Here is a 13,657-nt window from a genome sequence, read left to right as displayed (position 1 = left end):
AGACAGGATGAACAAGTCGATCTTTATTACAAATGGGCAGCAAGCGTTCAATCAATTGATTGCGACTCGCATGCTGTCAATCGGGCATCGGGTTGTGCTGCACGTAGAAGATTTGGAGCAAGGGATGTCCTACATTCGTTCATTGGAGAGTGAAGCTGCTCAAAGACTACATATAGTGAATGGCATGCCTGCTGTAGAAACAGAGTACGAAGCCATGATGGAAGAGGCTATCTCTGTCATGGGTGGGCTTGATGTTATGATTCACGGCAATGAAATGCTCGATGAAGAGAAGCTGTTCGATGATAGGCCTGATGAGTTGGGAGAACGAATCCCTGCTATATTTGAGCGAATTTTTTTGTGGAACAAGATGGCAGTCAGCCATATGATCAAGCGTAAGACAGGAAAAATTGTATTCCCAATCATATATGACACGCTCTATTACGATCAATATCCAAGTTCTCCGATCATTAACCACGGCAAAATTTCTATGATGAAATGCTTGTCTCGGGAATGCAGTGCATTTCGCATTGACGTCAATGTGATGACATTCGGTTACCATGATGCCGATTTGGAGAAGAGTGAGAAGAAAGAAAAACAGCGAATGCTGGAGATATACGGGTTGAAGCCAGTAATGAAACCGATGAGCGAAATGCTGACCATGCTGGATTTCATCATTCACGCGCCAAACAGCTTGATAGGAGGTCAAAATTTCGAAATTGGCATCGGAGTGGAAACAAATCTGTAAGGTGAAATTCGACAAATGAATCCAGAGGAGGAAAATCATTTGAAATCCGTGAAGCTCATTGGAGTTGCCACCGCGCTTCCAGGGAATCCGGTTCCTAATTCCAAGATGGAAGAAGTATTTGGATTGCGCGAAGATTGGATCGACCTCATGATCGGTACAAAAACACGGCATTTTGCAGTCGATCTGGACGAGAAGGCCATCAAATTTCAATTGCAAGATCTCTCCTATGAAGCGGCACAAAAGGCGATAACAAGGGCAGGCTTAACCAACGATGAGATTGATTTGATTGTGATGTCGACGGCAACACCGGATCATTTGATGCCCGCAACTGTGAATCTAGTAGCTGATCGGCTCGGGATGAATCAAATACCTACTTATGAAATTCAGGCAGGTTGCTCTGGAGCCATTCAAGGCTTAGAGGTCGCGTATCGCTTCTTGCTTACGGGAGCCTTCACGAATGCGCTTGTCATCGGTGGAGATGTATGTAACAAATACATGAGCTTCCGTCGTGATTTTAAAAAGCTGCGCTCTTCGGAACTGATCAATCTAGCTTTGTTCGGAGATGGAGCGGGAGCGGCCGTGTTATCTACGGGTTCGGGTCACGAGGGGATCACAATTGAGCATATCGTTAACCGTTTTGAAGGTTTGAATCGGGAGCCCGGTCAAATGATGAACTGGTTCGGTCTGCAAGAAAGTCCAGAAGAGGGCAAGAAGGTCCAGTCCGCGAAGGAGGATTACAAAGCGATCGAACGGGATGTTCCTGTCATGGCCAAAGAAATGCTGGAGGAACTCTTGGCGAAGCTGCATTGCTCTGCCGAGTCTGTTGCGCATTATTTGCCTCCGCAATTAGGCGGACATATGACAGATAGAATCGTGCAATCCCTCGAGCTCGACGCAGCCAAAACAATCAATTGCGTCGCCGAGACAGGTAATAATGGTAATGCGCTCCCGTATCTGCAGTTGGAGCAGCTGATTGATAGAATGAAAGCCGGAGAAAAGGCGGTATGCATCGCCATTGAATCTTCCAAATGGATTAAGACAGGCATGGCTTTAGTGAAAGAGGAAGACAAATGATGACGAATAAAGAATTAATTGCTAGCATTCGTCAAATGAAGAACGATGGCTCACTCGGTCTGAATCGGCAAAAGGTTGTCCGTGCAATCCAAGCAAACCGTGATGCGATGTTTTGTGAAAAAATCGGTTATATGCTTAAAAGTGTTGCTCATGAAGCTTGGCATGCAGCAGATGCGCAGCCTTTGAAGCCGTTGAAGGTTGCGGTTCTCAGCAGTTTTACAAGTGATTCTTTTCCTCTCATGCTCAGGCCACTTATGTTGTGCGAAGGTATTTGGCCCGAAGTGTACGTAGCAGGCTTCAATCAATATGTATATGAGCTTATGAATGCGGGCAGCGGCTTATACGCAATGTCTCCACAATTGACGGTTTGCCTGCTGGATGAACATGCCGTAACGGAAGAACTGCCTCGTGATTGGGATGTCGCTGATCTGGAGCTTGCCTGCGAAAGAAAGCTGGAGCAGCTGAAGCAGCTCGTAGGTATTTATCATGAGCATTGCAAAGGCTTGCTGGTGCTAAATACGATTCCGCTGACTGCCGTAACGTATAATGTCAAAATCGATTATAAGACGAAGGCCAAGATCAGCCGGATATGGCGTTCCTTCAACATCGGGCTTTTGGATTTGGCTAATGCTTGGAGCCAGGTCATCATCATGGAAACGGAGATTCTGCTGCAAGAGCATCAAGTGGCCAAACTTTCCGACCCCCGATTAATGCAGTACGGAAGCTTTCATTTAAGTCAGGATGTTTTGTTTGCTTACGCTTCAGAAAGCGTGAAAGCAGCAAGAGGCATCTTGGGCTTGACCAAGAAGTGCCTTGTCCTTGATTTGGATAACACGTTATGGGGCGGTATCGTCGGCGATGACGGAATAAACGGTGTGCATTTGGGTGATTCAGCACCGGGCAAAATCTTTGTGGATTTGCAGAAGGCAATCCGGCAGCTGAAGAATCAAGGTGTACTGTTGGCGGTGAGCAGCAAGAACGAAGAGTCCGTGGTGCGCGAGATGTTCGAAACACATCCGCATATGCAGCTTGGATTGGAAGATATCGTAATCATCCGTGCAAATTGGGATCCTAAGCACGAAAATATTAAAACCATTGCCAGCTCACTGAATATCGGACTCGATAGCCTGGTATTCATGGATGACAATCCATTCGAACGGAATCTAGTACGTGAATCATTATTTGATGTGACAGTGCCCGAACTGCCCCAAGACCCTTCCTATTATGTGGAGTCTCTGTTATCTGCTGGTTGGTTCAACTTGAACAAGCTGACGTCTACGGATTTGGACCGAACGAATCAATATAAGCTTGAGGTGGAAAGAGAGCAGTTGAAGCAGTCTAGTGGTTCTGTAGAAGACTATTTGCATTCTTTGGATATTCAAGTAAATCTTTTACCCGCAAATGCCTTTAACCTTCCCAGGCTCGCTCAACTAACGGTGAGAACGAATCAGTTTAACATGACGTCTAGACGCTATCAGGAATCAGAGATCGAGCAACTAGAAAATAGTGGCGACTATTGGGTGTTCGGATTCCAGACTAAGGATCGTTTTGGTGACTACGGCTTAATCGGGTGCGTTCTTGTGGAAAAGTCAGAGACCACATGGCGGATTGATAATTTCATGATGAGTTGCCGAGTATTTTCCAGAAAAATCGAAACAGCAATTATACGTCATGTATTATGGAAGGCGAAAGAGGAAGGCGTTCAGGAAGTGTACGGGGAGTACATACCTACGGCGAAGAATGTGATTGTGAAAGACTTCTACGTGCTGCACGGGTTTGAACGCGTAGAATCTAATCAAGTGAACCCTATGGATGAAGCGAAGCAGCAATTTGTCCAACGATTGCAGAACATACCTGATGAAGTAGCATGGATAAGCCTGTTAACCGGAGAGGAGATTGCTGCTCAATGATTGAGATGAAAGAACTCAAGGAAGTTGTTGCTGACGTATTGGATATGGACGAGAATGACCTGCACGACGAAAGCAGAATGGAAGATCTACCGGATTGGGATTCTGTAAATGCGGTGCGTTTAATGGTGCATTTGGAGTCAGCCTTAGGCATTCGCCTGCCAGTGGAACAAGTCATGAAAGCACAAAGTCTGAAGGATTTGCTTCATGCTGCAACCGAGGAGGTTGTTTAATGGTTCGTGCCAGGGGCAAGACGAGCATTTTTCCTATGCCGCAGGCAAGAAGACATACCTATCACTTTTTGGACTATGCGAAGGAATTCAAAGCGGTCTATTTAGATACAGAGATTGATATGACAGTCGTCAAGCAGCGCAGAGCTGAAAGTGCAGCAGACGGAGAGCGGATCAGCTATCTTGTATATTTAATCGAAGCCATATCCCGTATCCTCCAGAGCTATCCTGAGGCTAATGCTTCCGTCAAGCATGGACTGATTCCGAAAGTGGCTGTTTATTCGAGCGTGTCTGCCAAGTTTACCATGGATAAGTCGATGGACGGGAGACGAGTTGTCTTATCAGGACTCATCGCAGATTCGGATCAAAAGTCAGTGAAAGAGATGCAGAAGGTGATCGAATACTACCGTGACAGGGATGTTGAAGATATTGCTGAGTTTAAAGGTGTGCGTAAACTTCAATCTCTGCCGATATGGCTGGGTAGAATCGCTTACCGCTTAGCCATGGGGAATCTGGAAAGCCGAGATAAGCTGCAAGGGACATTCACCATCACGTCTCTTGGGCACCGACCGATCCAAGCGTTTTACCCAATTATTTCAAATACACTATGTTTTGGGGTAGGAACCATTGAAGACAAGCCTGTAGCGAAAGCAAGTCAAATTGTGATCCGCCCGATGATGAAACTAAGCCTTGCTTTCGACCATCGGGCAATTGATGGAGCCCTCGCCGCCGACATCCTCGCTGAAGTAAAGGAATTCCTGGAGTTTGATGCTTCATCCATTCAAAAAAACAATGAGGAAAAAGAGGTGAGTTTCATTGGGTCGTAAACCTAAAAAAGACAAGTATGATGTCATTGTTATCGGTGCAGGTATGGGAGGCTTAGGAGCCGCTGCTTACTTAGCTCAGCAAGGTTATTCTGTGCTAGTGGCCGAGCGCCATTATTTTGCCGGTGGATATGCGCACTCGTTTGGAAGGCATAAGTATACTTTTGATGCTGCTGTTCGCATTGTTGCTGGTGCGGAGAAACATGGATTGCTGCATGACCTGCTCAGCAAAGCGGGACTTGCGGATAAACTGCCTTTCATTCAGCTGCCTGAAATCTTTACTGCCATCTATCCCGAACACCGCTTTACGGTGCCAAGGCAAGTTGAGGGACTAATTGAAACCTACTCTCGCCTCTTTCCAAGTCAGAGAAACGGTATTGTGAATCTCGTACATGATATGCAGCAAATCTATAACGCAACAATGGAGCTGCTTAATGCTCGTGATCCGTTTCATGTAATGTCCAACCAAGTTATCATGAAATACCGCTATATGACGTTCCATGAATTGCTGTTTAAGCATTTGACGGATGAAAAAGCTGCCTATACATTTGCCGCTTTATGGAGCTATTACGGGGCACCACCTACCCGAGGCAGCGCGCTATATTTTGCTTATGCCATCATGAGTTATTTTAATGAAGATATTTATTATTTAAAAGGAAGCTTTCAAGAGCTGGCTAATGCCTTCGTAGAACGCATTGAGGAATGTGGTGGCGAAGTCTGCCTGCGGAACGAAGTGAAGCGGATTGTTGTTGAAGATAAGCAAGCGAAAGGGATCGTTTTGCAAACCGGAGAGTATGTGGAGGCGCCTATTGTTATCTGCAACGGGGATTTGAAAAAAATGGTGCACGGACTCGTCGGCGAAGAATATTTCCCAGCCAGATATGTGAAACGCCTAGCCGAAATGACCGTTTCTATGTCCGCGTTCGAAGTTTTTATTGGAACAGATTTGCCTTTGGAATCGTACGGCTTGGCTCATGAAACATTCATTTATAACCACTATGATTACTCCAAAACATATGATCAGCATTTGAATCTGAAACAATCAGGTGTTGACGGTTTGTGTGGTCTGGCTATTTCATGCCCGACGCTAGCTGATACGAGTTTGGCTCCACAAGGAAAGCACACGGCAATTCTGACGACGCTTGTTCCTTATGATGTCGGTGCAGATTGGAAAACGGAGAAGCCTAAGTATCAAGAAGCCTTGATACGCATGGCGGAAAAGGCAATACCGAATTTGGGCAGTCATCTTGATTTTGTTGAATCTGGCTCGCCTCTCACGATGGAGCGATATACAAACAATAGCCAAGGCGCTACTTACGGCTGGGAACAGAATATGAAGCAGATGACTTCGCGTCCACAGCACGGTACTCCGATTTCTGGCCTTTATTTATCCGGTCATTGGACAGATCCAGGCGGAGGTGTTGTATCCGCATTGCTCTCAGGATATAAGCTGTATCATAAAATCATAAATGAAACATCTTCCTCCGCAAGTGATTTGAAGTTGTTGGTTCAGGCAGGTGAAGGATTATGAACTCGATACAAGTCGACAATAAAGAAGGGATTTATTACATCTTAATGAACAATCCCGAAACGAAAAATAGCTTGGATCTGGAAATGGCGACTGAACTATATGAAGCCGTGCGGGAAGCGAATGAGAACCCGAGCTGCAATGCGATTGTGTTCCTTTCTAAGGCACGAGCGTTCTTTTCCTCTGGTCCTGCACTTGATGAGCTTATTGAACTATCCACGCTTCAGAATGGGGCAGCTTTGTTGTCCGAAGTAGTGGAGAAATTGAATCAAGTGATTTTGGAAATTTATCATTCTCCTAAACTGACAATTGCCGGGGTTCACGGTTATGCCTACGGTGGCGGTCTAAATATTATGCTTGCTTGCGATTACCGGATCGCTGAAGAGAAAGCGAAATTCATAGAGAACTTTCATTACATGGGATTTACTCCGGACTTGAGCGCGAGTTATTTCCTGCCTCGCTATATCGGGCTTTCGCATACGATGGACTTGCTGCTGACTGGGCGCATGTTTACTGCGAAGGAAGTGGCTGATTGGGGGCTGTTTCATGATGTAGTAGAGAAAAGGGCTGTCATGCTAGAGCGCATTGACACGTTATGCCGCCAGTTTGTACAAGGTGAGGCTAGAAATCTGCAACGGATGAAGGAGCTGCTGCGCACGTCGTTTTATTCCACGTTGGAAGAGCATTTGGATAAGGAAAAAAGGTATCTGACGGATTGCTTGAAATATCCAGAGCTTACAGGCCGATTAAAAAAAGTAGCAGGGATAACAATGGTTAATTGACAGGGGGTTAATAACGAATGAGCGTATTGGAACAAAAGCGCATGGACGTGCTGAACAGACCACCGCATCAAATATTGAAGCAAGCGCCTCCGTTCCTATTTATCGACCGAGTGATTCGTTTGGAAGGCAATACAATCGAATGCGTGAAGAATGTTGCTTATAATGAACCGTATTTCGCCGGTCATTTCCCCGGGGAACCGATCGTTCCAGGCGTTCTAATGATTGAGATGGCAGCACAGGCGAGTATGCTGTTATCGATTGCACTGGAAGAAACGGATACTACGGAATCGCGCATCGGATATTTGGTCCGGACGCAAGACTTCCGATTTATTAATCCAAGTCGTCCTGGTGACACTTTGCACATCACCGTGGAAATGAAGGAGAAGCTCGGCAATTATCATACAACCAAGGTGCGGATTACCAATGGCAATACGCAAGCCAAAGTAGCAAAAGGCGAACTAATCTTTTTCCTCCCCGAGGGATAGCCGCTATGTTGATCGGAATTGGACTTGATTTGGTTGATATTGAACGGATTCAGAGAATCGTGGCAAGAGAAGAAAACTCCTTCATCCGGTTATTGCTATCAGAACGGGAGCTCCATTTGTACGAACAGTTGCGGGCTCCGAGGCGGAAAACGGAATGGCTCTCTGGACGTTTTGCCGCTAAGGAAGCTGCTTCTAAAGCTTTTGGTACGGGGCTTTCGAGTGTTGTTACCCCCAAAAGTCTTGAGATTCTGCCCGATAGCCTGGGCAAACCGGAATTGATGATTCCAGCTGTATTGGTGAATCAGTACAAGGAGCCAATTCGCTCTTATGTAACCATCACGCACACCAAACATACCGCAGCAGCGGTAGTGATGATCGAAAGGATAGAGGCAGTTATAAACCATTGAAAGGAGCGGATACTGTGAATCCGAATATCGCATTTGTATTTCCGGGACAAGGAGCGCAAAGCATAGGGATGGGCAAAGAATTCGTAGATCGATTCTCGGTGTCACGCGCCATCTTTGAGGAAGCGGATCGGGTGCTCGGCTACCCGCTAAGTGATCTGATTTTTCATGGTCCTGCAGATGAACTGAAGAAGACTTATCATACACAACCTGCGCTTCTTACAACCAGTGTTGCTTACCTGGAAGCGTTCCGGGAAGCAGGTATTACGCCTCATTATGTGTTGGGGCACAGCCTTGGTGAATATAGCGCACTCGTGGCTTCCGGCGTATTGCGTTTTGCGGATGCGGTAAGAATCGTTCACGCCCGCGGGAGGTTGATGGATGAAACGGTCCCTTTCGGTGAAGGCGGGATGGCTGCTGTGATCGGGTTCGACCGAGAAGAATTAGCGCTTCTTTGTGAGGAAGTAACCCGCGAAACGGGACTAGTGGAGTTGGCGAACATAAATGCTGGAAGCCAAATTGTCATCTCTGGGACCATGGAGGGTGTGCGCGAAGCATCAGCACGGGCGGAAGAGCGTGGTGCCAAACGGGTACTGGCGCTTGAGGTCAGCGGACCGTTTCACTCATCTCTGATGCGGCCGGCAGGGGATAAGCTTGCTCCACTGCTAGCTAATGTGCCCTTCAAAGTTGCACAGATTCCAGTTATCGCTAACGTTTCGGCGGAGCCGCTAACCGATCCTGAGGCGATTCGCCAATCCCTCATCCAGCAAGTATCTGCTCCCGTCCTTTGGGAAGATAGCATCAAATGGCTGCTCGCGCGTGGCGTGGATACGTTCTATGAAATTGGTCCGGGGACCGTATTGGCTGGTCTTATCAAAAAAATAAACCGTTCGGTAACGGTGCGTTCCATTAATCACCCGGATGCGTTACTGCAATGCGAGGTGTAACCATGCTATTTCAAAGAAAAAAAACGTATGCCACAATTACCTCGGCATCAGACCGTACTCCGCCAGAAATCCCTGACGGACTGTTAAGCAAATGCCCGCAGTGCACAGCGATTCAATACTTTAAGGAGCTGGACAAAAACTCCAAGGTTTGCTCGAAATGCGATCACCATTTCAAGCTAAGTGTGCATGAGCGGATTAAAGAAACGTTCGATGAGGGCAGCTTTAAGGAATATGACGCGGACATGATTTCCAAGGATCCGCTCGAATTTCCAGGGTATCCAGACAAATTGGCGGTACAGAAGGAGAAGTCTGGTCTTAAGGAAGCCGTTGTTACGGGAGAAGGTAAAATTAACGGGATGCCCCTTGTTGGTGTGATCATGAGCTTTGACTTCTTCGCAGGTACGATGGGCTCTGTTGTCGGCGAGAAGGTGACGAGGGCGATCGAGTCTGCAATGGCGCAGGAGCTGCCGCTCCTTATTTTCTCCACATCCGGCGGAGCCCGCATGCAGGAGAGCATCCTTTGTCTGATGCAGATGGCCAAAACCAGTGGAGCGATCGCCAAGTTTCAGGAACAGGGTGGATTATACATTTCCGTAATAACCAATCCGACTTACGGTGGCGTTTCCGCAAGCTTTGCCATGCTTGGCGACATTATCTTGGCTGAGCCCGGCGCGGCATTCGGTTTTGCCGGACGTATCGTCATCGAACAAACGATTAAGCAAAAGCTGCCGGATAACTTCCAAAAGTCGGAATTTCATTTAGATCATGGACAACTGGATCGAGTCGTTCACCGGAAAGAAATGAGAGCATCGCTTGCTCAATTGCTGGAGCTTCATCCATCCCATAAGGAGGTTGTTTAGTATGCGCAATGATCTGCCTTTTGAACAAACGCTTACGGAGCTTCGCGGTAAAATCGAAGATTTGCGTTCCTTTTCGACGGATAAGAAAATGGATTTTCAACATGAAATCTCAATCCTTGAAGAGCGTTTCGACACATTGAAGGATGAAATCTACAATAACTTGACTGCGGCTCAAAAGATGCAGATCGCCAGGCATCCGGGGCGTCCCACAACACTGGATTATATCCGGCACATGTTTACAGATTTTTTCGAAATGCAAGGAGACCGATTGTTTGGAGATGACCAAGCCATTGTAGGCGGAATTGCCAAATTAAACGGGACTCCTGTGACTGTCATTGGTCACCAAAAGGGAAGGAACACAAAGGAGAATCTGTGCCGAAATTTCGGAATGCCCCATCCGGAAGGCTTCCGTAAGGCGTTACGCCTTATGCACCAGGCCAATCGGTTTAACCGGCCGCTGATTACTTTTATCGATACCCCCGGTGCTTTCCCGGGTCAAGCAGCCGAGGAACGGGGGCAATCTGAAGCGATCGCCCGTAATCTGTATGAGATGTCCAAGCTGGATATCCCAGTGATCTGTATTGTCATTGGGGAGGGAGGCAGCGGCGGGGCTTTGGCTCTAGGTGTAGGGAACAGGGTCATGATGCTGGAACATGCGATTTATTCTGTTGCTTCGCCGAATGCGGCTGCGGCCATTTTGTGGAAAGATGCGTCTAAGGCGGAACAAGCTGCTGGAGCAATGAAAATTACAGCTCAGGATTTACTGGATCTTGGCATCATTGATGACATCATCCCTGAACCGTCTCCTACCAGTATGGAAGTACAGGCGGCGCTATTAAAAAATGCCGTCCTTCGACATCTGCGGGTGCTGCAGGTAATGGACAAAAAACAATTGCGTGAAGACCGCTATAAGAAATTCCGGAAGATGGGAACCTTCACTTTCGATGCCAGTGAACCCAAAATTCATAAGAAAAGTGCCCAAGTAATGCATACCGAGATTTTAATCAACGTGTAATCCTTATGATGGCATAAGGATACGTCGGATGAAGGAGACTGCAGCATGCTGAGCTTTAAAGAAATTAACGAATTGATTAAGACGATCGATGCTAGTTCCATTGAGGAGCTGGAGCTCGAAAATGAAGGCTTGCGATTAATGATCTGCAAACATAATAACACGAGAGCCAGCGCTACGGCACAACCGGATTACCGCCCCGTTTCTCCCGCGATTCTGATCGATCAACCGATTCAGCCGTCTTCTCTGAAGCAGGAACCTTCCTATATGCAAACGGCCGTTTCCGTTGAAGAGGTTAGTCCTGCACGCCTACTAGTGGACCCGAAAGCGGAACTCAAACCGATTGTATCACCCATGGTTGGAACCTTCTATCACGCCCCCTCTCCTGATAAACCCGTATTCGTAAAAGTAGGCGATCAGGTAAAAGAAAGGACCGTCGTTTGCATCCTGGAAGCCATGAAGCTGATGAATGAAATCGAAGCGGAATGTGCAGGCGAAATTGTGCAGATTCTGGTGGAAAACGGCCAACTCGTGGAATATGGGCAGCCGATGTTTCTGGTGAAGCCGATATGAGCGATGTTGGGCAGTTCAGAAAGGTGGTTATCGCCAATCGCGGGGAAATCGCCGTACGTATTATCCGGGCTTGCAAAGAGCTTGGCATTCAATCGGTGGCTGTTTATTCGGAAGCGGATCGCGACGCGCTGCATGTACAATTGGCTGATGAAGCCTATTGTATCGGTCCGTTCGCTTCGAAGGACAGTTATCTTCGCTTCGACAACTTAATCAGTGTGGCGATGTTAACAGGAGCAGACGCTATCCATCCAGGTTATGGCTTCCTAGCGGAGAACGCTGATTTCGCAGAGTTGTGCTCGAGCGTCAACATTAAGTTTATCGGACCCTCCGCATCTGCCATCGCCAGGATGGGGGATAAGTCATCAGCTAAGCAGACGATGAAAGAGGCGCAAGTCCCTGTTATTCCGGGGTCGGACGGCATCGTCGATTCCACCGAGGAAGCCATCCGAATTGCACGGGACATCGGCTATCCCGTCATCATTAAAGCGACTGCCGGCGGTGGCGGCAAGGGAATTCGCGTCGTTCACGATGAAGATGAACTTGTCCGCCAGGTAACGGCCGCCAAGCAGGAAGCTCAGATGGCTTTCGGCAATGCGGGTGTGTATCTGGAGAAATTTTTGACGGGCATGAAGCATGTGGAGATTCAAATCATTGCGGACCATCATGGCAACGTGGTGCATTTGGGCGAAAGAGATTGCTCCATCCAGCGCAGGCGCCAGAAGCTTGTAGAAGAATCCCCGTGTCCAACGTTGACTACGGAAATACGAAGACTAATGGGCGAAGCGGCAGTACGTGCTGCCAAATCGGTCGACTATGTCGGGGCGGGGACATTGGAATTTCTGCTAAGTACGGACGGAAGCTTTTATTTCATGGAGATGAATACGAGAATTCAAGTGGAGCATCCCGTAACCGAAATGGTTACCGGCGTCGACATCGTGCAAGAAATGATTCGTGTAGCGGAAGGACATCAGCTTTCATTTCGCCAGGAGGATGTCGAGATCAGGGGCTGCGCCATCGAGTGCCGCATTAATGCGGAAGATCCTGAAAGGAATTTCATGCCATCGCCGGGTAGAATTCAATTTTATTTGCCGCCAGGTGGCTTTGGGGTTCGTGTCGATAGCGCTGTCTATGTTGATTACACGATTCCTCCGCACTACGATTCCATGATTGCCAAGTTAATTGTGTGGGGCAAGAATCGGGATAATGCTATCGCAAGGATGCAACGTGCGCTTGGTGAGTTCTTTATAGAAGGCGTACGTACGACAATTCCTTTTCATCAAAGTCTTCTGCAGCATCCGGTATTTGTTGGCGGAAGCTTTGATATCAAGTTTTTGGAAGAATACGATGTGAACACACCGAATGATGCGCCGGCGTCGTAACCGTAATTGGGGGAGAGATTAGATAAAGGGATCATTATGATGATCCCTTTATCGCCATCTACGAAGGGGAATGAGGCTGCTAATCAAGATGGAGTGGTGCAGATATGGAAGTATACGGATTGTATGGCAAAAGTGGTACCGGCAAGAGCTATAAATCCAGTGAGATTATTGCTCTCTATCAGATTGATGCTGTAGTGGATGACGGCATTCTAATCATGGACAAACAGCGAGTAGCAGGGAAATCCGCAAAAAATGAACGCACCGCGTATGCGGCTACGAAAACAGCTATTTTTTTCGCAGACTCCCATCGCCAGCAAGTATATAACTATATGATGAGGTCCGGGATCAAGAAGATATTGGTGATTGGTACTTCCAAGAAGATGGTGGAGAAGATTGCGCAGCGTCTGGATTTGCCGAATGCCATTGCATGGTTGTCTATTGAATCCTTCCAAACGGAGGAAGAGTTGAAGTTGGCCGGAGAACGTCGCCGTATCGGCTATCATGTGATTCCAATTCTTCCTGATGAAGTCGAGAAAACGTATGTCGGCTGGTTTAGTAAGCAAATCATCCATTTCGGCAAGCAGAGAGAAGAAGTTATTCTGGTGAAGCCGGCGTTCTCGAGGGATAAAATAACCATATACCCGCAATGCATACGGGATATCGTATCCCTCTCGGCAGATTCCATGTTGCAGATTCATTCCGTAAAAGTTGATAGGAATAAAGTGTTCATTAAGTTGTCTCTGCAGCGAGGATGCACGATTGAAACACTTCAAAATTGGAAGGAACATGTCACGGCAGTCTTGCGTTATTGCTTGAATATTACGTATGAAGTCAACATGGAGTGGGTATCTGTCCATAAAGAAAAAATAAACAAGCCTGAACACGCTAGAAGGAGATTGAAATAGCT

The 13,657-nt window shown here is 47.2% G+C and carries 15 protein-coding genes; all 15 read left to right on the top strand.

The features are described 5' to 3' along the window. Positions 1-7: 7 nt before the first annotated feature. The 15 genes from AC58UW_RS13925 (at position 8) to AC58UW_RS13855 (ending at position 13,655) form a co-directional block, all read left to right on the top strand. Complete coding sequence (locus AC58UW_RS13925; protein ID WP_497421241.1) at positions 8-745, top strand: SDR family NAD(P)-dependent oxidoreductase; 738 nt, start codon at positions 8-10, stop codon at positions 743-745. Positions 746-793: 48 nt separating this feature from the next. Then, the gene (locus AC58UW_RS13920; protein ID WP_497421516.1) at positions 794-1,819 is read left to right on the top strand and encodes a beta-ketoacyl-[acyl-carrier-protein] synthase family protein; all 1,026 of its coding nucleotides are present in this window, start codon (positions 794-796) and stop codon (positions 1,817-1,819) included. After that, positions 1,816-3,729 (top strand): HAD-IIIC family phosphatase, encoded by a 1,914-nt coding sequence (locus tag AC58UW_RS13915; protein WP_497421240.1) that lies wholly within the window; start codon positions 1,816-1,818, stop codon positions 3,727-3,729. The genes AC58UW_RS13920 and AC58UW_RS13915 overlap by 4 nt, the downstream gene beginning before the upstream one ends. After that, complete coding sequence (locus tag AC58UW_RS13910; RefSeq protein WP_497421239.1) at positions 3,726-3,959, top strand: acyl carrier protein; 234 nt, start codon at positions 3,726-3,728, stop codon at positions 3,957-3,959. The genes AC58UW_RS13915 and AC58UW_RS13910 overlap by 4 nt, the downstream gene beginning before the upstream one ends. After that, positions 3,959-4,783: a 2-oxo acid dehydrogenase subunit E2 gene (locus AC58UW_RS13905; protein WP_497421238.1), complete on the top strand. Its 825-nt coding sequence runs from the start codon at positions 3,959-3,961 to the stop codon at positions 4,781-4,783. Before AC58UW_RS13910 ends, AC58UW_RS13905 begins: the two co-directional genes overlap by 1 nt. Beyond that, positions 4,773-6,311 (top strand): phytoene desaturase family protein, encoded by a 1,539-nt coding sequence (locus AC58UW_RS13900; RefSeq protein ID WP_497421237.1) that lies wholly within the window; start codon positions 4,773-4,775, stop codon positions 6,309-6,311. Before AC58UW_RS13905 ends, AC58UW_RS13900 begins: the two co-directional genes overlap by 11 nt. Then, positions 6,308-7,090 (top strand): enoyl-CoA hydratase/isomerase family protein, encoded by a 783-nt coding sequence (locus AC58UW_RS13895; protein ID WP_497421236.1) that lies wholly within the window; start codon positions 6,308-6,310, stop codon positions 7,088-7,090. Before AC58UW_RS13900 ends, AC58UW_RS13895 begins: the two co-directional genes overlap by 4 nt. A gap of 17 nt (positions 7,091-7,107) precedes the next feature. Beyond that, a complete protein-coding gene (locus AC58UW_RS13890; RefSeq protein WP_497421235.1) occupies positions 7,108-7,575 on the top strand; it encodes a 3-hydroxyacyl-ACP dehydratase FabZ family protein in 468 nt (155 codons plus the stop codon). A gap of 5 nt (positions 7,576-7,580) precedes the next feature. After that, complete coding sequence (acpS, locus tag AC58UW_RS13885; protein ID WP_497421234.1) at positions 7,581-7,982, top strand: holo-ACP synthase; 402 nt, start codon at positions 7,581-7,583, stop codon at positions 7,980-7,982. A gap of 14 nt (positions 7,983-7,996) precedes the next feature. Further along, a complete protein-coding gene (fabD, locus tag AC58UW_RS13880) occupies positions 7,997-8,926 on the top strand; it encodes an ACP S-malonyltransferase (protein WP_497421233.1) in 930 nt (309 codons plus the stop codon). A gap of 2 nt (positions 8,927-8,928) precedes the next feature. Then, a complete protein-coding gene (gene accD, locus AC58UW_RS13875; protein ID WP_497421232.1) occupies positions 8,929-9,786 on the top strand; it encodes an acetyl-CoA carboxylase, carboxyltransferase subunit beta in 858 nt (285 codons plus the stop codon). Position 9,787: 1 nt separating this feature from the next. Next, positions 9,788-10,801, top strand: a complete 1,014-nt coding sequence (gene accA, locus AC58UW_RS13870; protein WP_497421231.1) for an acetyl-CoA carboxylase carboxyl transferase subunit alpha — start codon at positions 9,788-9,790, stop codon at positions 10,799-10,801. Positions 10,802-10,846: 45 nt separating this feature from the next. Beyond that, complete coding sequence (gene accB / locus AC58UW_RS13865) at positions 10,847-11,371, top strand: acetyl-CoA carboxylase biotin carboxyl carrier protein (protein ID WP_497421230.1); 525 nt, start codon at positions 10,847-10,849, stop codon at positions 11,369-11,371. Beyond that, positions 11,368-12,750, top strand: a complete 1,383-nt coding sequence (gene accC / locus AC58UW_RS13860; RefSeq protein ID WP_497421229.1) for an acetyl-CoA carboxylase biotin carboxylase subunit — start codon at positions 11,368-11,370, stop codon at positions 12,748-12,750. Before accB ends, accC begins: the two co-directional genes overlap by 4 nt. 104 nt (positions 12,751-12,854) lie before the next feature. Next, the gene (locus tag AC58UW_RS13855) at positions 12,855-13,655 is read left to right on the top strand and encodes a hypothetical protein (protein WP_497421228.1); all 801 of its coding nucleotides are present in this window, start codon (positions 12,855-12,857) and stop codon (positions 13,653-13,655) included. Positions 13,656-13,657: the final 2 nt, after the last annotated feature.

The organism is Paenibacillus sp. J22R160, from assembly GCF_059692135.1.
This window is presented reverse-complemented; position numbering and strand designations above follow the sequence as displayed.

Coding starts and splice junctions, on each gene's coding strand:
- AC58UW_RS13890 (WP_497421235.1), top strand. CDS start 7,108: ATGAGCGTATTGGAACAAAAGCGCATGGACGTGCTGAACAGACCACCG.
- accA (WP_497421231.1), top strand. CDS start 9,788: ATGCGCAATGATCTGCCTTTTGAACAAACGCTTACGGAGCTTCGCGGT.
- accB (WP_497421230.1), top strand. CDS start 10,847: ATGCTGAGCTTTAAAGAAATTAACGAATTGATTAAGACGATCGATGCT.
- AC58UW_RS13855 (WP_497421228.1), top strand. CDS start 12,855: ATGGAAGTATACGGATTGTATGGCAAAAGTGGTACCGGCAAGAGCTAT.
- AC58UW_RS13910 (WP_497421239.1), top strand. CDS start 3,726: ATGATTGAGATGAAAGAACTCAAGGAAGTTGTTGCTGACGTATTGGAT.
- AC58UW_RS13895 (WP_497421236.1), top strand. CDS start 6,308: ATGAACTCGATACAAGTCGACAATAAAGAAGGGATTTATTACATCTTA.
- AC58UW_RS13915 (WP_497421240.1), top strand. CDS start 1,816: ATGATGACGAATAAAGAATTAATTGCTAGCATTCGTCAAATGAAGAAC.
- acpS (WP_497421234.1), top strand. CDS start 7,581: ATGTTGATCGGAATTGGACTTGATTTGGTTGATATTGAACGGATTCAG.
- AC58UW_RS13905 (WP_497421238.1), top strand. CDS start 3,959: ATGGTTCGTGCCAGGGGCAAGACGAGCATTTTTCCTATGCCGCAGGCA.
- accC (WP_497421229.1), top strand. CDS start 11,368: ATGAGCGATGTTGGGCAGTTCAGAAAGGTGGTTATCGCCAATCGCGGG.
- AC58UW_RS13925 (WP_497421241.1), top strand. CDS start 8: ATGAACAAGTCGATCTTTATTACAAATGGGCAGCAAGCGTTCAATCAA.
- accD (WP_497421232.1), top strand. CDS start 8,929: ATGCTATTTCAAAGAAAAAAAACGTATGCCACAATTACCTCGGCATCA.